At 63.5% G+C, this 25941-nt stretch carries 26 protein-coding genes and 1 pseudogene; 12 read left to right on the forward strand and 15 right to left on the reverse strand.

The features are described 5' to 3' along the window. Positions 1–17 precede the first annotated feature (17 nt). The 6 genes from IB265_RS17585 to IB265_RS17610 are packed head-to-tail and all read right to left on the reverse strand — an operon-like array spanning position 18 to position 5597. Positions 18–1160, reverse strand: a complete 1143-nt coding sequence (locus tag IB265_RS17585) for an FAD-binding oxidoreductase (protein ID WP_057251940.1) — start codon at positions 1158–1160, stop codon at positions 18–20. Continuing rightward, positions 1157–2560, reverse strand: a complete 1404-nt coding sequence (locus IB265_RS17590) for an NAD(P)/FAD-dependent oxidoreductase (protein ID WP_057251941.1) — start codon at positions 2558–2560, stop codon at positions 1157–1159. Before IB265_RS17590 ends, IB265_RS17585 begins: the two co-directional genes overlap by 4 nt. Continuing rightward, positions 2553–2867: a (2Fe-2S)-binding protein gene (locus IB265_RS17595; RefSeq protein ID WP_057251942.1), complete on the reverse strand. Its 315-nt coding sequence runs from the start codon at positions 2865–2867 to the stop codon at positions 2553–2555. Before IB265_RS17595 ends, IB265_RS17590 begins: the two co-directional genes overlap by 8 nt. 6 nt (positions 2868–2873) lie before the next feature. Next, positions 2874–3668, reverse strand: a complete 795-nt coding sequence (locus IB265_RS17600) for an ABC transporter permease (protein ID WP_057251943.1) — start codon at positions 3666–3668, stop codon at positions 2874–2876. 4 nt (positions 3669–3672) lie between these two features. Continuing rightward, positions 3673–4539, reverse strand: coding sequence for an ABC transporter permease (locus IB265_RS17605; protein ID WP_192494934.1), 867 nt, complete (start codon positions 4537–4539; stop codon positions 3673–3675). Then, positions 4539–5597, reverse strand: coding sequence for an ABC transporter ATP-binding protein (locus IB265_RS17610; RefSeq protein ID WP_057251945.1), 1059 nt, complete (start codon positions 5595–5597; stop codon positions 4539–4541). Before IB265_RS17610 ends, IB265_RS17605 begins: the two co-directional genes overlap by 1 nt. A 335-nt stretch (positions 5598–5932) precedes the next feature. Here IB265_RS17610 and IB265_RS17615 point away from each other — a divergent pair, with 335 nt between their 5' ends. Further along, positions 5933–6757, forward strand: coding sequence for an IclR family transcriptional regulator (locus IB265_RS17615; protein WP_057251946.1), 825 nt, complete (start codon positions 5933–5935; stop codon positions 6755–6757). Positions 6758–6787: 30 nt separating this feature from the next. Here IB265_RS17615 and IB265_RS17620 read toward each other — a convergent pair whose 3' ends face one another. Beyond that, the gene (locus IB265_RS17620; protein ID WP_057251947.1) at positions 6788–7474 is read right to left on the reverse strand and encodes a TetR/AcrR family transcriptional regulator; all 687 of its coding nucleotides are present in this window, start codon (positions 7472–7474) and stop codon (positions 6788–6790) included. A 144-nt stretch (positions 7475–7618) separates the two neighbouring features. Between IB265_RS17620 and IB265_RS17625 the strand changes: the two genes are divergently transcribed. The 3 genes from IB265_RS17625 to IB265_RS17635 are packed head-to-tail and all read left to right on the forward strand — an operon-like array spanning position 7619 to position 10597. After that, positions 7619–8629, forward strand: a complete 1011-nt coding sequence (locus IB265_RS17625) for an efflux RND transporter periplasmic adaptor subunit (protein ID WP_057251948.1) — start codon at positions 7619–7621, stop codon at positions 8627–8629. 7 nt (positions 8630–8636) lie between these two features. Next, positions 8637–9878, forward strand: a complete 1242-nt coding sequence (locus tag IB265_RS17630; RefSeq protein ID WP_057251949.1) for an ABC transporter permease — start codon at positions 8637–8639, stop codon at positions 9876–9878. Next, positions 9875–10597, forward strand: coding sequence for an ABC transporter ATP-binding protein (locus IB265_RS17635; RefSeq protein ID WP_057251950.1), 723 nt, complete (start codon positions 9875–9877; stop codon positions 10595–10597). The genes IB265_RS17630 and IB265_RS17635 overlap by 4 nt, the downstream gene beginning before the upstream one ends. Before the next feature lie 15 nt (positions 10598–10612). On the opposite strand, the gene IB265_RS17640 is transcribed toward IB265_RS17635, so the two are convergent. The 4 genes from IB265_RS17640 to IB265_RS17655 form a co-directional block, all read right to left on the reverse strand. Then, positions 10613–12667 carry a calcium-binding protein gene (locus IB265_RS17640; protein ID WP_057251951.1) on the reverse strand — a complete coding sequence of 685 codons (2055 nt, stop codon included), beginning with the start codon at positions 12665–12667 and terminating at the stop codon, positions 10613–10615. A 310-nt stretch (positions 12668–12977) separates the two neighbouring features. Next, positions 12978–13367, reverse strand: a complete 390-nt coding sequence (locus tag IB265_RS17645; RefSeq protein WP_057251952.1) for a cupin domain-containing protein — start codon at positions 13365–13367, stop codon at positions 12978–12980. 199 nt (positions 13368–13566) lie between these two features. Next, positions 13567–13971, reverse strand: coding sequence for a DUF1236 domain-containing protein (locus IB265_RS17650; RefSeq protein ID WP_057252113.1), 405 nt, complete (start codon positions 13969–13971; stop codon positions 13567–13569). Between the two features lie 688 nt (positions 13972–14659). Further along, complete coding sequence (locus tag IB265_RS17655; RefSeq protein WP_057252114.1) at positions 14660–14845, reverse strand: hypothetical protein; 186 nt, start codon at positions 14843–14845, stop codon at positions 14660–14662. A gap of 329 nt (positions 14846–15174) precedes the next feature. Here IB265_RS17655 and minC point away from each other — a divergent pair, with 329 nt between their 5' ends. From minC to minE, 3 genes are all read left to right on the forward strand, one after another. Next, positions 15175–15921, forward strand: coding sequence for a septum site-determining protein MinC (gene minC, locus IB265_RS17660; protein WP_057251954.1), 747 nt, complete (start codon positions 15175–15177; stop codon positions 15919–15921). A gap of 114 nt (positions 15922–16035) precedes the next feature. Then, the gene (gene minD / locus IB265_RS17665; RefSeq protein ID WP_057251955.1) at positions 16036–16851 is read left to right on the forward strand and encodes a septum site-determining protein MinD; all 816 of its coding nucleotides are present in this window, start codon (positions 16036–16038) and stop codon (positions 16849–16851) included. Then, on the forward strand, positions 16848–17108 hold the full coding sequence (minE, locus tag IB265_RS17670) for a cell division topological specificity factor MinE (RefSeq protein WP_057251956.1): 261 nt from the start codon (positions 16848–16850) through the stop codon (positions 17106–17108). Before minD ends, minE begins: the two co-directional genes overlap by 4 nt. Positions 17109–17202: 94 nt before the next feature. On the opposite strand, the gene IB265_RS17675 is transcribed toward minE, so the two are convergent. Beyond that, a complete protein-coding gene (locus IB265_RS17675) occupies positions 17203–17457 on the reverse strand; it encodes a cupin domain-containing protein (RefSeq protein ID WP_057251957.1) in 255 nt (84 codons plus the stop codon). Between the two features lie 121 nt (positions 17458–17578). After that, positions 17579–18670, reverse strand: coding sequence for a citrate synthase/methylcitrate synthase (locus IB265_RS17680; RefSeq protein ID WP_057252115.1), 1092 nt, complete (start codon positions 18668–18670; stop codon positions 17579–17581). Between the two features lie 60 nt (positions 18671–18730). On the opposite strand from IB265_RS17680, the gene IB265_RS17685 reads away from it, so the two are divergent. The 3 genes and pseudogenes from IB265_RS17685 to IB265_RS17695 all read left to right on the forward strand — a co-directional run. Continuing rightward, entirely contained in the window at positions 18731–19876 is a 1146-nt protein-coding gene (locus tag IB265_RS17685) for a citrate synthase (RefSeq protein WP_244495655.1), read from the forward strand. A 298-nt stretch (positions 19877–20174) separates the two neighbouring features. After that, entirely contained in the window at positions 20175–20621 is a 447-nt protein-coding gene (locus IB265_RS17690; protein WP_057251958.1) for a hypothetical protein, read from the forward strand. Positions 20622–20818: 197 nt separating this feature from the next. Further along, a pseudogene (locus IB265_RS17695) lies at positions 20819–21985 on the forward strand (Do family serine endopeptidase); the annotation flags it as partial. 58 nt (positions 21986–22043) lie between these two features. On the opposite strand, the gene IB265_RS17700 reads toward IB265_RS17695, so the two are convergent. Further along, positions 22044–23093 carry an AraC family transcriptional regulator gene (locus IB265_RS17700; RefSeq protein WP_309140374.1) on the reverse strand — a complete coding sequence of 350 codons (1050 nt, stop codon included), beginning with the start codon at positions 23091–23093 and terminating at the stop codon, positions 22044–22046. 156 nt (positions 23094–23249) lie between these two features. Between IB265_RS17700 and IB265_RS17705 the strand changes: the two genes are divergently transcribed. Continuing rightward, complete coding sequence (locus IB265_RS17705; protein ID WP_057251960.1) at positions 23250–24308, forward strand: alpha/beta fold hydrolase; 1059 nt, start codon at positions 23250–23252, stop codon at positions 24306–24308. 252 nt (positions 24309–24560) lie between these two features. Beyond that, positions 24561–24965 (forward strand): cupin domain-containing protein, encoded by a 405-nt coding sequence (locus tag IB265_RS17710; protein WP_057251961.1) that lies wholly within the window; start codon positions 24561–24563, stop codon positions 24963–24965. Positions 24966–25007: 42 nt separating this feature from the next. On the opposite strand, the gene pcaD is transcribed toward IB265_RS17710, so the two are convergent. Further along, the gene (gene pcaD / locus IB265_RS17715) at positions 25008–25793 is read right to left on the reverse strand and encodes a 3-oxoadipate enol-lactonase (RefSeq protein ID WP_057252118.1); all 786 of its coding nucleotides are present in this window, start codon (positions 25791–25793) and stop codon (positions 25008–25010) included. Between the last annotated feature and the right edge of the window lie 148 nt (positions 25794–25941).

Below are 25941 nucleotides of genomic sequence, written 5' to 3' on the forward strand. Positions count from 1 at the left end.
GGTATTCCCCTTTCTGTTTACAACAAGGCTGCAGTTTCGACCGCCACCTTGCGGAAGCGGCCAATGGAAAAGGCGTCGATGGGCGTGGTGCTGCGGCCCTCGGTGACGAGCTCTGCGAGCACCTCGCCGACGGCGGGCGCGGTCTGGAACCCAGCGCCGCAGAAGCCGAAGGCGTGGAAGAGGCCTGATGTCGTTTCGCTCGGGCCGATCACCGGGTTGCCGTCGGGCATCTCGGCCTCGGTTCCGGACCAGAAACGGATGACCTGGGCGTGCGCCAGATGCGGAAAGAGCGCGATGGCGCGCTGCATGACCGAGGAAGCAGCAGTCACCGACGGGCGCGAATAGTCCGGATCGCCCAGTGGCAGGCCGCGGCCGCCGCCCATGACGTAATTGCCACGGGCCACCTGCCGGCCATAGAAGCTGCCGCCCTGCTCGCCCATGCTGACAGGCAGACACAACGGCAACGGTTCAGTGACCACCATCGACGGATAGATCCGCGTCAGCGGCACCACCTCGCCGAATTGGGCGGCAAAGCGATCGGACCAGGCGCCCGCGCTGTTGACCAGTTGCCGGCAGCGGATCTCGATGCCGTCACCGGCAAGGATGACAAAGCCGTTGCCCGTCGCAGTAACCTCGCGCACGGGCGTCTGCTCCAATACGGTGACACCTGCCCGCTCGGCTGCCCGCGCAAACGCAGGCGCGACCAGACGCGGATTGGCATGGCCGTCCTCAGGGCAGAGGGACGCGCCGACCGCCTTCGCCGAGAGCCAGGGATACCGCTCAGTCAGCGCTGCTCCGGCGACGAGCTCAAGCCCGAGACCGTAATCCCTTGTTGTCTCGGCATAGGCCTCGAGCTTGGCGAAATCCTTCTCCGTGCGGGCAAGCTTGAGGTGCCCGGAGCGGACATATTCGGCATCGATGCCGATGATCGCCTTCAGCTGCGGCCAGATGCGGTGCGACCGCTGCGAAAGCGGCAATTGCTCCGGAGGGCGGCCCTGCCGGCGTACGCCGCCAAAGTTCACCCCGCTCGCCTGGGCGCCGCAATGGCCTTTGTCGAGCAGCGTAACGGAGAGCCCGGCCTTGCGCATGGCAAGCGCTGCGGAGCTGCCGACCAGCCCGCCGCCGATGATCGCGACGTCGACGGAGACGCGCCGGCTCATGAGCGGGTCTCCGTTCCGGCACTAGCGCCGAAACCGAGCGGGATCGGCTTGACCGGCGCCTGGGCGCGCAGACGGCCGACCGCGCCGGCAGAGGTGCCGCATGCGGCGCTCAGGAGCTCGGCCGCAGCAGCAGAGCACATCCGCCCCTGGCAACGGCCCATGCCAACGCGGCTCAACGCCTTCAGTCGATTGATCTCGGTGACGGACCCATTCGCGATGGCGCGGCGCCCTTCGGCGATGGTGATCTCCTCGCAACGGCAGAGCATCGTCTCATCCGGTACGGTCTCGATCCAGTCGTCCGGGAAGGGAAAGGCGCGTTCGAGGATGTCGCGCTGGCGAAGGATCGCGTCACGTGCCTCCATCAGGCGGGTCGTATCCGCCGACCTTTGACCCATGTCCTGAAGCAGGGCGGCAGCCGCGAGCTCGCCAGAGATTTCCGCTGCATCCGCACCGGCAATGCCGCTGCCGTCGCCGGCGACATAGACGTCCGGCCGGCTCGTGCGCCCCATGGTGTCGCGCTCCGGCAGCCAGACGCGGTCGCGCTCGTTGAAGCGGAAGCGGCAGCCGGCAAGATCGGCAAGCTGGGTTTCCGGCCGGAGCGCGAAGCCGTAGGCGAGCGCGTCGCAGGCAATCGTCTCGACGACATCGCCCTTGAGCGTCCGCCGGCGGAAACGCAGACCCTCGACTTGGCCCTTGCCGAGAACCGCCTCGGGCCGCACGCCACAACGGATCCTCACGCCGGCGAGCTGGAGCTGCAGCCCGTAGAAGAGACCGAGCGCGACGATGCGTGGCGCGTGCACGGCAAGCGACAGCAGGTGCCGCTTCGATGTGACGGGTGCGGTATCGAGAACGGCTTCGACGCGCGCGCCGGCCTTCATGTATTGCCAGGCAACGAGATAGAGCAGCGGCCCGGACCCCATGAAGACGACGCGGTCGCCGATCGTGCACCCTTGCGCCTTCAGCACTGTCTGCGAGGCGCCAAGCGTATAGACACCTGGCGTCGTCCACCCTGGGAACGGCAGCACGCGATCGGTCGCGCCGGTGCAAAGGATCAGTTGCGAAAAGCCGATCTGCCTATGAACGCCTGATGAAAGAATATCGAGCTGATTGCCGCGCTTGGGGGCGGAGATATTCCAGACGAGCGTTTCGGGCTGGTAGTCAATTTCGGGCAGCAGCGCCTCGAAGGTCTCATGCAGCCTTTGTGCTTTGCCGGCTTCCGAACCATAGCGGCTCCGGTAGGATCGTCCGTCCTCGATCAGCGGGCGGCGATAGATCTGCCCGCCGGCGCGCTGGCCTTCGTCGAGCACGATCGGCCTGAGGCCGGCGCGGACGAGGCGCTCGGCAGCACGAATGCCAGCGGGGCCTGCACCGACGATAACCGGCTGCAACGGCTCACTCATGAGCGGCCCCCGCCATGGCGTCGAGATCGGTGATGAAGGCCATGCCCGGCAGCAGCGCCGTGCTGCAGGCCCTGACGCGGCTGCCATTCGCCAACATCACGTAGCAATCCTGGCAGGCGCCGATCAGGCAGAAACCGGCCCGGTCCTCGCCGGTGAATTCGCTCTGACGCAGACGGCCACTGACGGAGAGGATCGCCGTCAGCACCGTGTCGCCGCGGCGACCGGTTTCGAGCACGCCATTCAGCGTGAAGGGCACAGGTGTCTCGTCCAGGCGGTAGCGCCGCCGGAATTGTGCATGCATCGACATCGGATCTCAGCCCTTGCCCACCAGCAGCCGGTCGAGACCGAACAGGCGATCGAGAATGATCATGGTGACGGTGGCAAGCGCGATCATCAGCGTCGAAACCGCCGCCATCATCGGGTCGATGGATTCGCTGGCATACATGTACATGCGCACCGGCAAGGTGACCGTCGACGGCGATGTCACGAAGATCGACATGGTCAGTTCATCGAAGCTGTTGATGAAGGCCAGCAGCCAGCCGCCGCTGATGCCCGGCAGCATGAGCGGCATGGTGATCCGGCGAAACACCGTCCATTCGGCGGCACCCAGCGTGCGCGCCGCATTCTCGGCATTGCGGTCCATGCTGGTCAGCGACGCGAGGATCAGCCGCAACGTATAGGGGGTGACGACGATCGCATGGGTAGCGACCAGCCAGCCGAAGGATCCGCCCATGCCCATCAGCGAGAAGAGACGCAGGAAGGCAACGCCGAGAACCAGGTGCGGGATGATCAGCGGCGACAGGAACAGCGCGTTCAGCGCCTCGCGGCCGCGGAACTCGTAGCGGGTGATTGCCAGCGCCGCCGGCACTGCAAACACGGTGGAGATGGTCGCCGAAAGCAGCGCCAGCCGGACGCTGTTGCCGAAGGACGACATGAAATCGGCGTGATGGAAGACCGCCTCGAACCAGCGCAGCGAAAGCCCGTTCCAGGGCATCGTCAGCGTGTTCTCCGGCGTAAAGGCGACCAGGCAGACGACCACCATCGGCGCCAGCATGAAGACGACGACGAGGCTGTGGAAAACAAGAGCAATGGGTCCGTTTCTCTGCATGGCTTCAACCCAGCTTGCGCTTCGCCTGCCGCTCGATGAGGCGGTTATAGGCAAGCATGATCACGAGATTGGCGACGAGGACGATGATCGCGATGGTCGCGCCGAGCGGCCAGTTGAGCTCGATCAGGAACTCGTCGTAGACGAGCGTCGCCGCCATTTTCAGCCGCCGGCCGCCAAGCAGGCCCGGGATGGCAAAGGAACTTGCCGACAGCGCAAAGACGATCAGGCTGCCCGAGAGGATGCCGAGTGCCGCCTGCGGGAAGACGATGCGGCGAAGGGCGGTGAAGCGCGAGGCGCCGAGGGTGAGCGCTGCCGCCTCGACCGTCGGGTCGAGTTTCTGCAGAACCGTCCAGACCGGGATCACCATGAACGGCAGCATGATGTGCACGAGGCCGATGACGATCGCCGTCTCGGTGTAGAGAAGCTGGACCGGGTCGAGGCCGACGATGGCGAGTGCGCTGTTCACGAAGCCGTTCTTGCCGAGCAGCATGCTCCAGCCGAAGGTGCGCACCACCACGGAAACGAGCAGCGGACCGATGATCACCAGGAGGAATATCGACCGCCAGGGCTTGCGCATGTTCGAGAGAACATAGGCCTCCGGCACGCCGATCAGCACGGTGATGACGGTTGTCAACAGCGCCAGCCGCAGCGTGCGCCAGAAGGTCGAAAGATAATACTCGTCCTGCAGCACCGTCAGGTAATTGGCGAAGGTGAAGTCGCTCTTTATGCCGGCGGTATAGTCGTAGCTGTTGAACGAGAGAATGACGGTCAGCAGCAGCGGCAAGAGGACGAGCCCAATGAAGAACAAGGTCGTCGGCCGCGCCAGCGGCGCGAGCAGGCGCGGCTTGATGGCGGAAGTCGCGGCGCTCATCAGTTCGCCGCTCCGGCCAGCACACGACAATCGGCGTTCTGCCAGGCGAGCCCAACGGTTTCACCTTCCATCGGCGGCGGCGCGCCGAGATTGGGAACCGCAACGGCAAGAACGCCTGCGGGGGTCTCGGCGCTGACCAGCCATTGGCTGCCCATGAAATAGCGCATCGTCACCTTGCCCTGGATCTGGCCTTCAGTCGGTTCCGTCAGCCGCAGCTTTTCCGGACGGATGAAGACCGAGACCTTGCCGTCCGGTTCACGGCGATCGGTGTTGAAGCGGATCGGCGTGTTGTCGATGCTGATCGACGCGCCCTTGCCGTTGAAGGCCGCGGTCGCGCGGAGAAAATTGGACTTGCCGACGAAGGACGAGATGAAGTCGTTGCGCGGATGCTCGTAGAGTTCATAGGGCGTGTCGACCTGGGTGATGCGCCCCTTTTCCATGACCACGACGCGGTCGCTGATCGACAACGCTTCCGCCTGGTCATGGGTCACCATGATCGTGGTGATGCCGACGGTCTGCTGGATGCGGCGCAGTTCGAACTGCATCTCTTCGCGAAGCTGCGCGTCGAGGTTCGAAAGCGGCTCGTCGAGCAAGAGCACCGGCGGATTGATGACGAGCGCACGGGCGATCGCGACACGCTGGCGCTGACCGCCGGACATCTCACGCGGGTAGCGATCGGCAAGGGCCGAGAGGTGAACGAGCGCAAGGATTTCCTTGATGCGTTTGTCGCGGTCCGCCTTTGCGACCTTGCGCATCTCCAAGCCGAAGGAGACGTTCTGGGCGACGGTCATGTGCGGGAAAAGCGCGTAGCTCTGGAAAACGACGCCGAGTTCGCGCTGCGGCGGCGGCAGGTGGGTGATGTCGCGCCCGCCCATGGTGATGGTGCCGGCGGAGGGCCGCACGAGCCCGGTGATCATCTGCAGGGTCGTCGTCTTGCCGCAACCGGACGGGCCGAGCAGCGAGATGAACTCGCCCTTTTCGACCGCCAGATCGAAATCGTGAACGGCCGCAACCGATCCATAGAACTTGGAGACCTTCTCGAGGTTCAGGAAACTCATGCTCACTCTCCCGTGGGTCGCTGCCCCCAGGGATCGCCTGCCCCGTTTTTCTTGTCGGCGATCCCGGCGGCGACGACACGTCGTCAACCATCAAACCTCATCTCAGGCGATGCGATTTCCGCCGGACGCAACCGCGACGACAAAGGCGCGATTTCGCGATCGGGATAGCCTCCCGGCTATCCACGTTGTGGCGCATCCATCCCTTAGGAAAGGCTTGTGAATTAACTCCAGGAAATTGACGAAAAACACAAATGCAATTTTCTATTTCGGAATATTTTGTTAGAAAAATCCGATATACGGAATCCCATCATGTGAATTTTGAAAGATTTGCGCGTATGTCGGAATCAGAGAATGCAGGAAGCTCCAGCCTTTCCAAGGCGATCCACATCCTGAAAGATCTCGCGGAGAACGCGACGGAGGGTGTGCGGGTGATCGATCTCGCGCGCAGGCTGAATCTCACCCAGCCGTCGGCGCACCGGCTGCTGAAGAGCCTGATCGCCGAAGGGCTCGTCGAGCAGATGCCGGAAGGAAAATCCTATCGTCTGTCGTTGGAGTTCTTCTCGATCGCGTCGCAGGCGCGAAGGCGCGAAGGCATTCTCGACATCGCCCGCCCATCGCTTCTCAGGCTCTCGGCCACCTTCAACGACACCGTCTTCCTGCTGGTGCGCAGCAATTTCGACGCGATCTGCCTCGACCGGGTCGAAGGCCCTTTCCCGATCCGCTCCTTTACCGGCGACATCGGCGGCAAGGTGCCGCTCGGCATCGGCCAAGGCAGCATCGCCATTCTCGCCCACCTGCCGGAGGAGGAGCGGGAAGCGATCATCAAGTTCAACATGCCGCGCATCATGGACCGGGCCGCGATCGACGAGGTGGACCTGCGCATCAAGATCGAGGAGGTCAGGCGGATCGGTGCCGCGCAGATGAACTTCGAGATGATCGAGGGCATGGCCGGTCTCGGCGTGCCGGTGCTCGACCGCAACGGCATCGCAGTTGCTTCCTTAAGCATCGGCACGCTGGCATCGCGCCTGACGGAAACGCGAAGCGGCACCATCACCGATCTCTTGAAGGCCGAGGCGCACGCCATCAGCAGCAAGCTCAACCCCTTCGACCCGACACTGCGCTATCCGGCCTCCGCCTTGCGTGCCGCGCAGAAGAGCTGAGAGACGCACACGTCGCAGCGCAGCGACAGCTCACGCCTCCAGGAAGGCGCGGGCGAAGCCCGGCTCGGTCACCTCGATCGAGCCATCCGGAAGCTTCAGGAAGCGCTCGATCGCGGTGCCGTAGGTTCGCATCCAGCCATCGAGCATCGCCGCGGCGCCATCGAGATCGCCGGCCTCGTAACGTTGCAGCGCCTTGTACATCACCTTTGCGACGCTCACGCGCAGTTGCAGCAGCATCAAGGCTGCGGCTTCCGGATCGGGCGCATCGAGCGTCCCCTCCTCATGCCCGCGCCGCAGCATCTCGGCGACCAGGGGTATGCTCACCGCCAGCAGGGCCTCATCAATGCGGTGATAGAGAGCAACGTTTTCGGGCTTGAAAAGCGCGTTGAAGGTGTTCTTCAACTGCGGCGCCATGTCGATCTTCGTCCGCCGCGAGCCGGCGAAAAGCGCGTTCAACTGCCCGACGGCGTCGAGCGACGGGTCTTCGACGAGCGGCTGGAGTTCCTCTAGGTTTCGCCGCGCCATCCGGGTCGCGACGGCCTCCAGCAGCGCCTCCTTGGAGACGAAGTAGTGATAGAAGGCGCCCTTCGAGACGTTCGCCTCACGGATGACGTCGTTGACCGTTGTGTTCTCGTAGCCGTGCTGGAAGAACAGCCGCTCGGCACAATCGATCAGCTCGTTCGATCGGACTTCCGGCGATTTTTTCGTTCTGACCATAAGCACTCCCAGAACAGCGGCTTAGCACGGGTTCACAGCGCGGTCCACGACGCTCCGGATGGCAAGGGTAACACGCATCCTTGAAACAAACCGACCGTCGGTCTATTTATACAGAACGGACTGGAAGCATTCAAGGAGCGTCTCGTGCAGCTGGCTCGTTTTGCAATCGGAGGGGCGATTATCGTCGCCATCGGCGCGGCGGTTTCCTGGTATCTGTTTCGCCCGGTTCCCGTGTCCATCATTGCGCCAAAGCGCGGCGACGCGGCGGAGATCATCTATGCGGATGGCGTCGTGGAACCGCGCACCTGGGCGAAAGTCACACCGACGGTTGCCGAACGGATCGTCGAACAATGCAATTGCGAAGGTGAACGTGTCGCCAAGGGCGATGTGCTCGCCCGCCTCGACGACACCGAGGCACGGGCAGCACTCGGCGAACTCCAGGCACGGCTGACGCTGGCGCAGGAGGAGTACCGGCGCAAATTGGCGCTCTCCGAACGCAGCACGATCAGCGAACAGGAAGTCGACCGGGCACGCAGCGAACTCGGCCAGCTCGAGGCGCTTGTCGCCGGCCGTCAGGCGCGGCTCGCGACCTATGTGCTGCGCGCGCCGAGCGCCGGCCAGGTGCTCCGGCAGGACGGCGAGATCGGCGAAGTCGCGGATCTCGGCACGGTACTCTTCTGGGTCGGGGAACCGAAACCGCTGATCGTCACGGCCGACGTCAACGAAGAGGATATTCCGCGCGTCGAAGTCGGTCAGCGCGCGTTGTTGCGATCGGATGCCTTCCCCAACCAGAAACTCGAGGCGACGGTCGACAGCATCACCCCCAAGGGCGACCCGGTGACGAAGACCTATCGCGTCCGCTTCCGCCTGCCCGACGGCACGCCGCTTCGGATCGGCATGTCGACCGACGTCAACATCGTCGTGCGGGTGTCGCATGGTGCCTTGATCCTCCCGACCGTGGCGCTTGAGGGGACAAAGGCTGCGGTGATCGACGGCAATCATGCCAGGATCCGCGAATTGAAAACGGGCATACGTGGCGCCGACGGCGTCGAGGTTCTCTCCGGTCTGGAAGATGGCGCGCGCGTCGTCTCCCCCTTCCCGACCGACCTTGCCGATGGCACGCGCGTCAAGGTCACGCCTGTGCCAGGAACATGAGCTCGCCATGCGCCTCATCCTCGACCTTGCACTGACCCACATCTCCGGCCGCGGCCGGCAGACGATCGTCGCGATGCTGGGCGTTGCGGTCGGCGTTGGGTTCTCCATCGCCATGGCGGCTTTGATGCAGGGCGGCCAGGACGATTTCGTCCGCCAGCTCGTCGACACCATGCCGCATGTCCAGGTGACCGACGAGCAGCGGACGGCGCGGCGGCAACCGGCAGAAGACCTGTTCGACGCAGCGGCCATTTCCGGCCTCAGGCCACGCGACGATCGGCGCGGCATCATCAACCCCACCGCAGCACTCTCCTGGCTCGATGGCTGGATCCCGGGCCGCTTTGCCGCCACCCTCAAGGCACAAGGCGTCATTCGCTATTCCGGCCAGGAGGTCGGTGCTGCCGTCATCGGCATCGATCCGCAGGCGGAACCCGGCGTCTCGCCGATCATCGGAGACTTCAAGGCCGGCAGCTTCGCCGCACTTGCCGCCGGTGGCAACAATGTGGTGGTCGGCGATACCATGGCCTCCCGGCTCGGCGCCAAGCTCGGCGATACGCTCACCGCCGTCTCTTCGGAGGGGCTCAGCCGCCGCTTCAAGATCGTCGGTCTCTTCCACACTGGCACGACGGCGCGCGACGAGGGCGAAGCCTATGTGCTGCAGAAGAACGCGCAGATCCTCTCGGCCCGGCCGAACGCGATCAACGAGATCAACATCAAGCTCGACGATCCGAACGCGGCGCCCACGGTGGCGCGCCGCATCGAGGCGGAACTCGGCTACAAGGCGGTCGCCTGGCAGGATGCGAACGAGTCGATCCTCGAGGCGCTCGTCGTGCGCAACGTCATCATGTACACGGTCGTTGCGGCGATCATGCTGGTCGCAGGCTTCGGTATCTTCAACATCATCTCGACGATCACGCACGAAAAGGCGCGCGACATCGCCATCATGAAGTCGCTCGGCTTCACCGAGGCAGACATGCGCATCCTGTTCGTGATCGAAGGTGTGGCGATTGCCACAGCCGGCACGCTGCTCGGCTGGACGCTCGGCTTCGCGATGGTCTACGCGCTCTCGCTCGTCCGCTTCGAGATATCCGCGACCGGCCAGGAGATGACCCGGCTACCGATCGCCTGGAGCATGCTGCACTATCTGATCGCCGCCGCCTTCGCGCTCGGATCGGCCGCCGTCGCCGGCTATCTGCCGGCAAGGCGGGCGGCCCGCGCCAATCCCGTCGACATCATCAGGGGCGCGACATGAGCACGCTGATCGAAACAAGGGATCTGACGCGCATCCTCAGGGAGACGGTGCCGGTCACCCTGGTGAAGGACATCTCTCTTGTTATCGGAGAGCAGGAGTTCGTCGCAGTCACCGGCCCTTCAGGCTCGGGCAAGTCATCGCTCCTCTACCTGCTCGGCCTGCTCGACCGGCCGACCGGCGGCACGCTCAGCATCCGCGGCCGCGACACGGCCCGGATGGACGAGGACGAAAGGGCCGCCACGCGGCTTGCCAACATCGGCTTCGTCTTCCAGTTCCATTTCCTGCTGCCGGAATTCACTGCCCGCGAGAATGTCGAGATCCCCATGCGCAGGCTCGGTCGCCTTGGCCGGAACGAGATGCGCCAAAGGGCGAGCGATCTGCTTGCAGCACTCGGCCTTGCCGATCATATCGACAAACGGCCAGACCAGCTTTCGGGCGGCCAGCGCCAGCGCGTGGCCGTGGCCCGCGCACTGGCCAACGATCCGCCGCTGATCCTTGCGGACGAGCCGACCGGCAGCCTCGACAGCCAGAGCTCCGAACAGGTCTTCAGGATCCTGGAAACGCTGGTGCGCGAGCGGGGAAAGACGGTGGTCGCAGTCACCCACGACCTCGACATGGCCTCGCGCATGGACCGGCGCCTTCAGTTGATCGATGGGCGCCTGACCACGGAGGCGGACAGGGCCGCGGTCTCAGGCGAAAACGAGTCGCCGCAAACCTGACGCCCCGCGAAAACCTCAACCGAGGCCGAAGACGACATCGCTTTCCGTGAGAACCGAAAGCGAGACGTCCTCGATCAGAATGCCCTCGGCATCGGAACCGTTGAAGGCGACGAACACGCCGTCGGCCGTATCGTGCGCGGCAGCGAGAAAATCGGCATAGCTGTGAATGCCGGTGGCGTCCTGGGCGTCCTCGGAAAAGGCGATCCGATCGCCCAGCCTGCCGTTGAAATCAAGGACGCGATCGAGACCGGCCTCGCCGGAGGTTTCCGACGACCAGAGAAACGTGTCGGCGCCGCTGCCACCCGTCAGCCGATCGGTGCCATTGCCGCCGCTCAAGAGGTCATTTTGCGAACCGCCGTCGAGGATATCCGCACCTTCACCGCCGAAGAGCTGGTCGTTTTCCGAGGCGCCGCTCAGCGTGTCATCTCCGCCGCGCCCGTCGAGGATATCGTTGCCGCTCGACGAATAGAAGGTGTCGTTGTCTTCGGCGCCGCGCAGCACGTCGTCGTAGCGCCCGGACGTGACGTTGAAATATTCGACATTGGCGAAGGTCAGTCCGGTATGCGTTATGCCGCGCGCCGCATCGAAAACCGTCGCTTCAGGCAAGCCGCCATAGTTGAGGTACAACAGATCCCGCCCGTCGCCGCCATCGGCCTCACCGAGGTAACGGGCATTGATCGTGTCGTTACCCGCACCGCCGCGCAGGATAGACGCGACGCCAAGCGTGCCGCTGCCGGGAAAGGTGTCCTGCAGCCAATCATCGCCAGCGCCGCCGTCGAGCACGTCGCTGCCGCCATCATTGGCGAGCGTATCCCGGCCGTCCCCGCCAAAAGCCACGTCGTCGCCAGCGCCCGTCTCGATCATGTCGTCTCCGGCGCCCGCATCGATATAGTCGTTTCCGTCCTCGCCATCGAACCGGTCACGCCCGGCGCCGCCTTCGAGATGGTCGTTTCCGGCACCGGCATCGACCCCGAGAGAGTTGAGATCACCCGCGCTGACCCGGTCGTTGCCGCTGCCGAGCGCGAGACTCACTTCCTCAAATCCGCGCAGCACTGTGCCGGTTGAAGCCTTGCCAGCAGCGAAATCGATAGTCAGATCGCTCGTGCGCTCCATCTCGCTGATATAGAGCCAGTCCTGGCCCGCACCGCCGTCGATCTCGGCGGAGTAGAATGTGGAGATGATCCCATCACTGCCGTCGCCGCCAAAAAGACGGTTGGCACCGAGCCCGTCGGTGATCCTGTCGTCGCCCGCGCCGGCTTCGACGACATCGTTGCCGCCGGCAGTCTCGATGACGTCGTCAAGGGCGCTACCCGTAACACGGTCGCTTCCGCGTCCCGTCATCAGCACAACCCGCTCGACATCCTGATGCTGGACGAAGAGGTGCCGCTCCGTCTGCGTCCCGTCTCCGATAATGCCGTGACCATTCGCCAGGTTGAACACGACCGGAGCAGTCGATCCCGAAAGATCGACGACCAGCGTATCGTCTCCGGCACCACCAAGAATGGTGCTGCCCGCCCCGACGAGAACGAAGCGGTCGTTTCCATCGCCGCCATCGAGACGGTCGTGTCCGCCCGTATTGGTGATGACGTCATTTCCCGCGCCCGCATTGACGACGTCGATGCCGGCTCCGGTCGAGATCCGGTCGGCCGCGGCGGTCCCCGTGATCCGGTCGTCGCCGCTGCCGGCAAGAAGGCGCAGCCACTCGATATCGTGGAAGAAGACATGCCGGCTGACAGCGCTCGGATCCCCGACATAGCCATGGCCGCCGGCACCGTTGAAGACCATCCGCTCGGCGCTTTGCGAGAAGTCGACGACGAGACCGTCAAAACCCCTGCCGCCGGTAACGGCACCGCCGGTCCCGGTGAGAACGATCTGGTCACTGCCGTCGCCGCCGTCGATCCGGTCGTAGCCGCTCGAACTCGTCAACATGTCGTCATGCGCCCCGCCGTCGACAAAATCGTCACCGCCGCCGCCATCGATCGTATCGAAGCCGAAGAGGCCCCAGATGCGGTCGCTTTCCTCGGTGCCCTTCAAAACGTCGCCCGCAGACGAGCCTACGATCTTCGCCATATCGCTATCCTCTTCGATCGACTTAAGAATATGTTCAAAGACTCGAATATACATCCCGATTATGGAATGTATTACAGGGATGGCGCAAAGCAATATCGAATAAACTTTCCGAATATAGGCAATTTAATTTGAAATATATATTAGATATCCCGAGGCATTCGCCGAGTTTGACGAGATCTGGAAAAAGCTGCGGTCGGAAATTGTGCTGAGGGGCTTTTAAACTATACCCGGAAGACGAAGCCGGGCAAACGGATGCACCGGGACGTCATCGGGTGCAGGAGGGATCTTTTAGGTCCAGGGAGCCGGCGGCCTAGTCGACCTCGCCGCACCAGCGTCTGACGCTTTCGACCGAACCGTCGAACCGGGCCTCGAAGCTTGCTGCCGCAAGGATGGCTTGAAGCTGGAGCGTCTCGCTGCCGATATTGGTGAAGCCATGGCGGCGGAGCGGCGGCACGATAAGAGACCGGCCGGGCAAGACGATGATGCGCTCCTCTTCGATCCACATCTCGGCCTTGCCGGCGATCACCGTCAGGATTTCCTCAACGGGATGATGATGCGTCGGAGCGCCCGCGCCGGGCGCCACCCATTGCTCGAACAGGCACAATTGCGAGGCGCCGCTCACCGCGGAGATCACCATCCGCGTTTCGACGCCGGGGCGCCATAGCTCAACGGGCCAGTTCTCATGCACGATCACTTCCATGCCGGCCTCCACTAGTCGATCATGGCGTTTGTCGCTGCGAGTTTAGCAGCACTGCTGCATCGGTACGATGGTGCGGTGTTGCTGATCATAGATCCATCCGCTTTCAGAGAAGCGAGCGCGGCTGCGACGACAGCCGGACGGGAAACAACAAAAAGGCGGCGCTTGAGCGCCGCCCCAGAGGAGAGACTATTGGGCTCGGTCAGTTGATGACCCGGACCACCGTTCTCGACTGCGGTTCCACGATCACCCGCTGGTCGTTGACGACCGCATAGGCGTAACGCGGGTTTTGCGGAATCGGCGTCAGGACGACAGCCGACGGGATGGGCTTACCGACCACGATCCGTTCCTGAATGACGACAGACGGTGGAGCCGGCTGCTGCTCGACATAGGTGACCACTTCCGGCGGCGGAGGCGTCAGCGCTGCACCGAGCGCGCCACCCACAACGGCGCCGACGCCGGCACCGATCGGGCCGCCGACGACAGCACCCGCTGCCGCACCACCGGCCATGCCTGCAGCCGTACCGGCTTGCTTGTTGGCGTCCTGAGCAAAGGCGGAGCCTGCCAGTAGAGCAGCAACAGCCGCCGTGATTACAAGCTTCTTCATGATCTCATCCTTTCGTTCGATCACAAACTCAACGAAAGGGATAATAAATTGTTCCAATATTACCTTCTTGTTTTCGGATCACGCTTGATAACTTCCGTTAACAGTCGCCTGCACAATCAAAACAAGCACGGACGATGCCTTACATATTCCGACAAAGAGCAATTAGATACTTTATAATCGCGACCATATTCTATAGAAACGCCCGGTTCGCATGGTTCCATTTTGAAACCGCCGACTGACCCGTGAGCAGCGGGTTTCTGCCACACGGCACACGATCTGCCGCGCTAGTCGCGGGGCAACTTGCCAAGGAGCAGTTTGTTCCCCTCCCTGTTTCCGCAGCGCGAGCATTTGAGTGTTCGGCCGATGGAATTGAGGTGGATGCCCCATCCGTAGGTGCTGGCTATCACCCGACGGTCAATTCGCCCTTGATGCCGGCACTTCCCGCACTTCGCCACGAGCACATACCATTCCGGTAGCAGCTCCAGGGTCGAGCCGTAGTCGGCAGCATTTTCGCGCGGCATCAGGTCGATGCTTCGACGATGCCTCATGGTCAGTCCTCTCGAAGCTTCGTCTCGATCCGCTCATCACCGCACGCGGGCATCGGCGGCTTTCGGGCGGATTGCCCCCGTTGGAGCTACGCTAGGCGCCCAGGTATCGGCCCACCGGTCCCGCGTAGTCGTTATGTCTATCACCGTGCCGAACCGTCGAGCCGCAGCGAAAGCTGCACGCCGCCGCGCTTCAGCCGCGGCAGGGGCGGCGTCATGTCGATGCGTCCGAAGGTCCGCTTCCGCCACTCGGCTTCGCGTTCCCGCTTCTTCCGGGCGGCTGCAACGGCAGCCATGGCGCGTTCGATCACTTCTTCCGTATGGGTCATGGTTTCTGTCCGGCTCATGGGAAACCTCCATTTGTTCACGTTATGTTCTTATTTTAGCACTCCAATGTCAACTCCCTTCGCGAGGCCGGGCGAATCGCATGCAAAGGGATCGATGAATCACCCTCTCGTCAGCGGGCAGCAGACGGTCAAATCCGCCATCGCCAAGGCGACAATGGCCAAAAGATCGGTTTGTTCCGACGACCAATTTACCTTGTTTTTCAGTGCCGGAAGGCCCGCCGCGGGACCCGCCTCATTAACCTTCGCACTGCTGAATTAACCATTTGTTAACCATTTCTTCGATACACCGAGGCAACGGAAAATTTACCAAGATGAACGATGTGTTAACCGAATCCCGGCCGATCCGCCTCAAGGGGCGCTCCTTCCTTGCGCTAGCGCTGACCCCCGAGCTGCCCCTCGAGGATTGGCTCACTCGGCTCGACGATCTGGCTTCCCGCTCCGCCGGTTTCTTCCTCCGGCGGCCCGTCGTGCTCGACGTCAATGGCCTCGAAATCGATCGCTCGCAACTGCGCGAGCTCGTCGATCAGCTCGGCAAACGCAATGTCCGAATCATGGGCATCGAAGGCGCGCGACAGTCGCTGCTCGGCGCCGATCTGCCGCCGGCGATGAACGACGGGCGCCCGGCAGCCGACTACGAAGCGAAGATGGCGGAGCAGGCAGAAAAGGCCGAGGTGCCAGGAGCAGAAACGGAAGCCGTCATCACGGCCGAGCCGCTTGCCGCCAAGGCAACACCCTCGATCGTCGTGACCCAGCCGGTGCGCTCCGGACAGTCGCTGTTCTTCCCGGAAGGCGACGTGACGATCATCGGCTCGGTCGCTTCTGGCGCCGAAGTCGTCGCCGGCGGGTCGATCCACATCTACGGCGCGCTGCGCGGCCGGGCGATGGCCGGCACCACCGGCAATGTTTCGGCACGGATTTTCTGCCGCAAGCTCGAAGCGGAACTGATTGCGATCGACGGCTTTTACAAGACCGCCGACGACATGGAGCAGCATCTGCGCGGCAAGTCCGTTCAAATCTGGCTCGACGGCGAAGCGCTCAAGGCGGGAACGCTCGGCTAGAGCGGGATGGGGATGGCCGGGCGGACACCGCTCGCATCCCGCTTAGGGTTCTGGGTCGATCCAGAACCATCGTGACGTAAGGCGAAGGCGTAGTTTAAATACTTGGAGAGATGAATGGGCAAGGTAGTCGTAGTTACATCGGGCAAAGGCGGCGTCGGCAAGACGACGTCCAGCGCCGCATTGGGTGCTGCGCTTGCGCAGAACGGCGACAAGGTCGTGGTCGTCGACTTCGATGTCGGTCTGCGCAATCTCGATCTCGTCATGGGCGCGGAACGGCGCGTGGTCTATGACCTGGTCAATGTGATCCAGGGCGAGGCCAAGCTTTCGCAGGCGCTGATCCGCGACAAGCGGGTCGAAACGCTTTACCTGCTGCCGGCCTCGCAGACCCGCGACAAGGACAATCTGACGCCGGAAGGGGTCGAGAAGGTCATCGCCGCCCTGCAGAACGCCTTCGACTGGGTGATCTGCGACAGCCCCGCCGGCATCGAACGCGGCGCGACGCTCGCCATGCGCCACGCCGATATCGCCATCGTCGTGACCAATCCGGAAGTCTCCTCGGTGCGCGATTCCGACCGCATCATCGGCCTGCTCGATTCCAAGACGTTGAAGGCCGAAAACGGCGAGCGGATGGAAAAGCACCTGCTGCTCACCCGCTACGACCCGCTTCGCGCCGAGCGCGGCGACATGCTGAAGGTCGACGACGTGCTCGAAATCCTGTCGATCCCGCTGATGGGCATCATCCCGGAGAGCGCAGACGTGCTTCGTGCATCCAACGTCGGCTCGCCGGTCACGCTGGCAGACAACCGCTCAGCGCCGGCGCTGGCCTATTTCGACGCAGCGCGCCGGCTGAAGGGCGAAACCCTGCCAATCACCATTCCCGGTGAAAAGCGCAGCTTCCTCGGCAAGATTTTCGGAAGGAAGGCGGCATGAATCTGTTCGGTTTCTTCTCCCGCTCCCAGTCAGCACCGGCCGCCCGCGAACGGCTGCAGGTCCTGCTGGCGCATGAGCGCGCATCCGCAGGCGATTCGGATCTCGTCACCAAGCTGCGCGACGAAATTCTGAAGGCGATCTCCAAGCACATGCAGATCGACGACGAAAAGGTCAAGGTGACGATGGAACGCGGCGCGCAGGTTTCGACGCTCGCGGTCGATATCGAGATCCCCTTTGACGCGAAGAAGGCGGCCTGACGGTCGCCCATTCGTTCCAGATGACGTCAAAGCGTCTCCGGATACCTTTAGCCGGACAATATCGACAGATGTTGTCCGGCTTTTTCGTGGAAGGTCAGAAGTCCGGCGCCACGCCGAAAACGAACTCCGCCTTGTCTTCCGACATGTTGTAGTACTGGTGATCGAAGCCCGCCGGAATGTAGAAGCCGTCGCGCGGATTGAGCTCGAACCAGACCTGGCCTTCCGCTTCCGGCACATGGATGTTCAATGTGCCCGAGACGACGTAGAGGCATCTGATAGCACTGGCAAAGCCGGACCTCGTCGCTTTCGGCAGCGCCCGTTCGATCGCGCTCGCCTGTTCGTTCGCCAACGACGGTCGCTCGCTTTGCGACCGTCCTCGGCTTCAACGACTTCCGCGACCTGAAGATGTTCTTTCAAAAGCACCTGCGAAATACGCGGGTGGCATAGACCTCACAATGGAGTGCCGGCGCTCAGGCCGCCTGCTGCGGCAGCGGCCCGACATAGAGCGAACGCGGCCGGATAAGGCGGCCTTCCAACGCCTGTTCGCGTGCGTGGGCGATCCAGCCGACGGTTCGGCCGATCGCGAACACGCCGGTGAAGGCTTCCCGCGGGAACTTCAAAGCGTCGAGCAGAAGCGCCGTGTAGAACTCCACATTGACGTCGAGCGGACGGTCCGGTTTGCGCACCTTCAGGATGGCAAGCGCCGATTGCTCGACCGCTTCGGCCAGTTGAATCCGATCGCGGTTTGCCGGGTCGGCGGCGCTCAGCTGCTTCAGTGCGCCTTTCAGCGCGTCGGCGCGGGGATCGCGGACGCGATAGACGCGATGGCCAAAACCCATCAGCCGTTCGCCGTGGTCGAGCGCCTCCGAGAGCCAGACTCGCGCGTTCTCCGGCGTCCCGATCGCATCCAGCATGTCGAGCACCGGTCCCGGCGCACCGCCATGAAGCGGCCCCTTGAGCGCGCTGATCGCAGCAAGAACCGAAGATGTGAGGCCGGCTTTGGTGGACGCGACCACACGCGACGCGAAGGTCGAAGCGTTGAGACCGTGATCCGAAATCGTCACCAGATAGGCATCGAGCGCCGCCACTCCTTCCTTGCTCGGCACGCTTGCACCAAGCATTGCGAGAATATCGGCGGAGTGGGAAAGCGCCGGCGTCGGCGCGACCGGGGTTTCACCCTTCTTCAGGCGCAACGCCGCCGGCAGGAAGACCGCCGGGGCGGCCAGCAAGCGCAGTGCCGTATCGAGATCGTCTCCATCCGGAAGCCGGGCGATCAACGCACGCATGATGTCGACTGGCGGCAGTTCCAGCAACACATCGTCGATGGCGGGGACGTGAGCGAAGACCTCCACCCGCTTTTGCCCGAGGCGCTTCGCAAGCTCGGCCCGATCCGGCGTGGGCCCCAGCAGTCCGCCGAACAACAGGGCGACGACATCTTCATAGCGCGCGTGCCCGACCAGATGATCGAGCGAGACGCCGCGGATGATCAATTCGCCGGCCTCACCGTTGACATGGGAGAGCTGCGTTTCGGCGGCGACGACGTCTTCAAGTCCGTTCTTCATCATCAAGTTTCTCCTTTACGCCTTGGATGATCCGGCCTAGATCTATTGACGTCAATCTTGATGCAATCGATCAACATGAAGACGCTCTGGATCACCGCCGAAGAGGCACTCGCCCGGCTCGGCAGCAAGCGGCAGACGCTCTATGCCAATGTCAGCCGCGGGCGCATTCGCGCCAAACCCGACCCTTCCGACCCGCGCCGCAGCCTCTATCAGGCCGACGACGTGCATCGGCTGGCCGAACGCCATGCCGGGCGGCGGCAGGCGGCGGTCGTCGCCGCCGAAGCGATCCGCTGGGGTGAGCCGGTTCTGCAGACGACGATCTCCAATATTGCCGGCGGACGGCTATTCTATCGCGGCCGCGATGCGGTCGAACTCTCCGGCGACGCGACGCTGGAGCAGGTCGCGGCGCTGCTTTGGCAAGCATCCGAGCCAGTGACCGTTCCCGCCGGCGATCATGGCGGCAGCCAATCGCGCCTGGCGGCAACGTTCGCGCGCCTGGCTGCACGGATCGAAAGCGACCTGCCGGCGCTCGGCCGCCGCCCGGCGATATTGAAGGCTGAAGCCGCCGACGTGCTTGCAAGCGTCGCGACGGAGATGGCGCCATCGCCAGAGCAAATGCCGCTGCACCGGCGGCTGGCGCTGGGCTGGGGACGGCCGGAGGCGGCGGAGCCGATCCGCAAATGCCTGGTGCTGACCGCGGAGCACGAGCTCAACGTTTCGGCCTTCGCGGCCCGGGTCACAGCTTCCTCCGGCGCGGCGCTTTCCGCCGCCACGCTATCGGGGCTTGCCACTCTCACCGGGCCTCGACACGGCGGCGCCTGGCTCAGCGTCACGCGGCTGGCCGAACAGGCGGCGGCGAGCGGCGTGCGCGAAGCGATCCGGGGAATGCTTTCCTCCGAGGGCGTGGTCAGGGCCTTTGGCCACCGGCTCTATCCCGATGGCGATCCGCGCGCCAAGGCGATCATGGCAAGCTTCGAGGTGCCGGCGCTCTACACCACCTTAGCCGAAGCCGGCGAGGAGTTGCTCGGCGAACCCGCCAATCTCGACTTTTCGCTGGCCGCCCTCGCAGCAGCCTACGCGCTGCCTGACGATGCGCCGCTCGTCATTTTCGCGCTTGCGCGCACCGTCGGCTGGCTTGCTCATGCGATGGAACAGGTCGAGAGCGGCGAACTTATCCGCCCTCGGGCGCACTACGCCGGCTCCTAGCTATTTCTCCGACGCTCACGCAAACACGGGGCCCGCAAACCCCTTTCCGAGGCATGGGCGAGTAGAATAGTTTCCAGGAGAAAGCGCGGACAGCGTTTATTACATAAAATTAATAATTTGAACTTCGAAGAAAAGTCAGAGAAATATTACATTATATTAACATGACTAACCCGCATCGGAGTATTACCTTCGAACCGAGGCTGAATATTGCCGGCGACCGCTTCGGCCGCGACGCGACAATAGGAGACGGCCTCGCAGGGAAGCTCCTCCCGCTTCCCGCGTTGAAGGAGATGCAGATATGCGCTCGCCCCTCAAGACCACCACCATCGCAACCCTCGCCCTCGTCGTTTTCGCCGGCGGTGCCTTTGCGGCCGATCACCACGACTTCGGTCGCGACAGTGACAAGGGCGCCTACACGGGCGATTACTACCAGGGCATTTTCACCCAGGATGACATGACGGCCCCGGCCATGCAGGTCTACCGCGCACCGGTTCACATGGCATCGTCGCGCCTAGACCGCGTCCTGCATGAACTCCGGGTCGACAACCACCGGATCAATGCCGACCGCGAACAGGGCACGCTGACTGCGGCAAACTACAGGAAGCTTGAACGCGAGGACGGTGCAGTGCGCGCCCAGGCGGTCAAGACCGCCGCCGCCCACAACGGCATGCTGCCCACGCAATCCTATGCGCGGTTGCAGAACGAAGTTCGCCACCTCGACCGGGATATCGCCCGGATGGCGTGATCGACAGGCAGATGCGGCCCACCCGGCTTCCGGGTGGGCGCCACCGACGGCGCCGGGCTCGCTCCCTGAGCCCGGTCCCTCGGCAACCAACACAAGCCCCCTTACACGAAGCTGACCGAAGCAATGAGCCGTGTTCGCCTCCGAACGGGCGCACGCCTGAGATCTCTCGGCGACCTGGCAGCGAAAGGAACAAGATCATGTCAAACATTCTCATGAGGCACCGTGCTGCCGCGCTCCTCGGCGCAGCCGTCATCGTCGCGCCTTTGTCCATGGCAGCCTTTGCTGGCCATGACGCGGCTGCGGCCGCCGGAACCGGCCCGGCCGTTGCGGTGCCGCTTGCCTCCGGCGCCTCCTTCGCTCCGATCGTGTCGGCGGTCACGATTACCACCGTAATCAAGGCCGACAACGCTGGTAACGACGAAACCTCGCAACTCGGCGAAAACTCGCCCTTCGACGAGCAGTTCCGCCAGTTCTTCCGCGACCAGGGCATTCCGCTGCCGGACCGGGCCCCGCAACAGCGCCCCGCGCAACGGGCCGAAGCGCTCGGCTCCGGCTTCGTCGTGGCCGCGGATGGCTACATCGTCACCAACAACCACGTCATCGACAAGGCGTCGAGCATCACGGTGACCCTTGACGACGGCACGCAAGTGCCCGCCAAGCTTGTCGGTGCCGACCCGAAGAACGATCTCGCCGTACTGAAGATCAAGCCCGCAAAGCCGCTTGCCACCGTTGCCTGGGGCGATTCCGACACCTTGCGGGTCGGCGACCAGGTGCTTGCGATCGGCAACCCGTTCGGCATCGGCACGACGGTGACCGCCGGCATCGTCTCGGCACGTGGACGCGATCTGCACAGCGGTCCCTATGACGACTTCATCCAGATCGACGCGCCAATCAATCGCGGCAATTCCGGCGGACCGCTGGTCGATGCTGCGGGTCGGGTGGTCGGCATCAACACCGCCATCTATTCGCCGAACGGCGGCAGTGTCGGCGTCGGTTTCGCCATTCCCTCGGATCAGGCGCAGAAAGTCGTCGCCGAGTTGATGAAGGACGGCTCGATCCAGCACGGCTTCATCGGCGTCGAAATTCAACCGGTGACCGCTGACATCGCCGATGCGATCGGCCTCCGTCAGGCAGAAGGCGCGCTCATCGCCGGCGTCAATGATGGAACACCCGCCGCCAGGGCAGGCCTCAAGGCTGGCGACATCGTCACCGCCCTCGGCGGCAGCCCGATCAAGTCGCCACGCGATCTCTCGCGCATGGTCGCCGACCTCTCGCCCGGCACCTCGAAGAGCTTGAGCGTCTGGCGGACCGGCAAGACCAGGGATCTCTCGATCACCGTCGGCCGCAACACGGGGGATCAACAGTAGCTATCGGCCGCCGCGAGGCGTACCTGTCCGGCCGCACGGCGGCCGGGCGCAATTGTCAGCGATAGCCTCTGGCGTTGATCGCCCCGCCCTCTTGGCCAGGCTTTTCTTCCCGGTTTTGCTCCCTCCAGGATCCGGGACTGAACGATGTTACCCGCCGGAATTCGCGATTGAAATTCGACTTCGTCTGAAAACCGGATTCGAGCATCGCCGAGGTCACCGACATGTCGGTCTCACGCAGCAGACGGCAGGCTTCGGCAATTCGAAAATCGTTGATGTACTGCGAGACGTTCTTGCCGGCCAGCCGATTGACGGCGGTCGATATCTGCCGGGCTGGAAGGCCCGCGCGCCGTGCCAGGCGCGACAGCGTCAAGTTTTCGTCGCGGGCCAGTTTCTGGCTGACCAGTAGTTGATCGACCCGGTCCAGGATCTCCCGGTCCTGCGGCACTGAAACTGGATCTTCATCGATGACCGTGCTGGCTACCGGAAGCGCGCGCGCACGGTCCGCGACCATGGCGGTCAGCCCGATGAAGAGCAATCCCAGCATATTCCCGTTGCTGACGATGAGGCCGATATTCGCCCCCTTGGTCCATTCAAAGTCCAGAATGATCACAAGATCGAAAAGGGCCGAGACACAGAGCGAGACCGCGGCAATGACCAAAGCGCGGTGCGCCGCAACGGCGCCTTCGAAACGTGCTTCGTCCAATGCATCCGTGCCGGTGCGGGCAAGGTTCAACAGCGCCAGCGCATATCCGACATATTCGACGATCAGGGCGAAGTCGATGTAACTCGGCGCGAGCTGCACGAGCATGAGGATGCCGATGGCCGGCATCGCGTGAATCCAGCTAGCGCCCGGAACGTTTCGCTCCTCGCTGCGGATCAGGCTGTGGAAACTCGCGAGCACCAGCGGCGGAACACAGCTTGCGAGCACCGGCAGAGCAAATCGCAAGGCCGCAACGTCGTAGCCCCAGCGGAGGCCGACGACCACCGACTGGAGGGCACAGAGCGCCACCAAGGCGAGAAAAGCCCGATTGCGCTTCGCGGACTCGTCGCCGCGCAGCATGACAACCAGCAGGATCAGCAATAGCAAGGCGACGACGAACGGCAACGGCAGAAAGATCAAGAGCGAGTCCTTTGGCGGGCAGATAACCTGGCAAGTCATGGCTCAGATCGCGATTCGGGACGACCTGAATCGCGATCAAGGACGCGGGGAGGCGTGGCGCCAGCGACGATCGTCCGTCTTTTTCAACAAAGCGAGATGCCCATGCGCCTCTTCCAGTTCTTGCCCGCCGCCGTCTTCATCCTGGCCGTTGCCACCCCCTCGCATGCCAATGATGTCGGCGTGCGCGAAATCAGCGTTCCGGCTTCCGAACGGGGACGAGATCTCTCTGTTACCGTCTGGTATCCGGCCGCGGCCGGCGGCGAAACCACCCTTGTCGGTGACAACCGGATCTTTAAGGGAACAGAGGCCGCACGAAACGCTCCTTCCCTCCCGGGGCCGTTCCCCCTGGTCGTCGTTTCGCACGGCTCCGGAGGCCGCGTTCAAGCGATGAGCTGGCTGGCGACCGCGCTCGCAGAGGCCGGCTTCATCGTCGCCGGCCCCAACCATCCCGGCACGACCAGCGGCGATTCGACGCCCGCCAACACGCCGAAGCTCTGGGAGCGCACGGCCGATCTTTCCGCCGTCATCGACAAGCTCACCGGCACCGGTGAATGGAACAAGGCTATCGACGCCGACCGGATCGCAGTCCTCGGTTTTTCCCTCGGAGGCTCGACCGCCATGGAGATGTCAGGCGCCCGCGCCGATCTCGATGCCTATGTCCGCTATTGCGACAGCTACAGGAAATGGGATTGCGCCTGGTTTTCCGGCGGCAAGGGCTATGTCGACGACACGCCGGTCGCAGTCGAGAAGCTCGATCTTCGCACCATCGACAAAGCCCGCTTCGAACAATCGAATCTCGACCGGCGCATCAAAGCGGCAGTACTGGTCGATCCGGGTCTCGCCCAGGCCTATAGCGAAAAAAGCCTGAAGAAGATCGAGATACCGATGCACTTCATCAACCTCGGCAGCGCCGAGACCATCCCCCTGGCCGTCGCCTCCAAACCTTTGGCGGCACTGACGCCAAAGGGCTCCTATGCCGCAGTTGCCGGGGCCGACCACTTCAGCTTCCTGCCGGAATGCAAGGACGGCGCCGCCGAAGCGCTGAAATCCTTCGGCGAAGTCGACCCCATCTGCGAGCCGACCGAGCGCCCCCGCGCCGACATCCATGCCGATATCATCAAGCTGGCGCGCGAAGCCTTGCAGCAGAGCCTTGGCGAATAGCGATTGGCGAGATCGCGAGGCTGGCGGCGATGCGCACCCAGGATCGCCGCCCGGCCAAGCAGGACCGCGCTTTGCCGTCCCTTCTTCCAGAAACGGTACCTCGACACCGCAAGTGGATTCATCGAGACCAACCGCGAAATACATTGGCTTACAAAAAGCGCGCCCGGCCGACACACCGCCAATACACACCTCCGTTGAAATCAGGATGCTTCCAACGACGCCCACTCGATCAACGCTATGACGGAGAACCCCATGAAAACGCACCGCCTCATTGCCGCCGCCCTGCTGATCGCCGGCAGCGTAACGACGCTTCGCATGGCTGAGGCTCAGCAGATGCAGGGCATTCAGCGCACGGACCTGATCAAGAACGAGATCAGCGTGCCCGGACACGAGGCTGTGCAGGTCCGCGTCGATATCGACCCGGGAACCACCTCGATCAAGCATTCCCATCCCGGCGAAGAAATCGCCTATGTGCTTGAGGGTTCGCTGGAATACCAACTCGAGGACCGGGCACCGGTGACGCTTCAGGCAGGCCAGGCGCTGTTCATTCCGGCTGGCGTTGCCCATGTGGCCAAGAACGTCGGCACCGCCAAGGCGTCGGAACTCGCGACCTACATCGTCACCAAGGACGCGCCGCTCGTGGTTCCAGTCAAGTGAGGCACGTTGATGGGCTGCGCGGCGCTGCTGGTGAATCCGCCTTCAAGCGTGAAGGAATTCGAGCAGCGCCGCGTTGAATGCCGGCGCGGACTCGATGTTGACGATATGGCGACCGGGCAATGACAGATGCCGCCCCTGCTGCACGCGGGCGGCGATGTTTTCGAGGTCGGATGGCGGACAAACCGGATCCCCGTCGCCGGAAATGGCGAGCACGGGATTGGCGATCTTGACGATTTCTTCTCGCAAATCCGCACCCGCCAGCGCTGTGCAGCCGCCGATATAGCCATCGGTCGCGGTGGTGCCGAAGCTCTCGAGGACGCGACCGACGGCTTCACGATGGCTGGCTGCGAATTCCGGGCTGAACCAGCGTTCGGCTGTGGAAGCGGTCAAAGCCGCAAGGCCGTCCGCCCTGACGCTGTCGATGCGCGCGGCCCAGCCCTCGGGCGTGCCGATGCGCGCCGCCGTCGCGCAGAGCACGATCCTGTCCAGGCGCTTGCCGGCGTGCACGCCGAGCCATTGCCCGGTCAGGCCGCCGATCGACAGGCCGCAGAAATGCGTCCGTTCGATCTCCAGCGCATCCAGAAGAGCCAGCACGTCATGGCCGAGATCAGCGAGCGTATAGGGCGGTGGCGGCGCCGAGGAACGACCATGGCCCTTGCGATCGTAGCGCAGCACGCGGAAATGCGGCGAAAGCTCCCCGATCTGGGCATCCCACATGGTGAGATCGGTGCCGAGAGAATTGCAGAAGAGCAGCCAGGGTGCGTTGCCGCTTAGGTCGCCGTCGATGCGGTAATGAAGCCGATGGCTGGGTAGGTCGAGATAGGCCATGAAACCGGCACTCCAATCAGGGAAGCCGCCAGCGAAGGCGGCTTCATGGTTGTTGGCGCGACGCTGCGCCTCATAGGCATACGCGCTGCGGCACGAGTCTCGCACGCGCAAAGGGATGGCGGCCGGATGCCTTCATGGTCCGGCCGCC

The organism is Ensifer sp. ENS10 (assembly GCF_014852025.1).
GTDB lineage: Bacteria > Pseudomonadota > Alphaproteobacteria > Rhizobiales > Rhizobiaceae > Ensifer.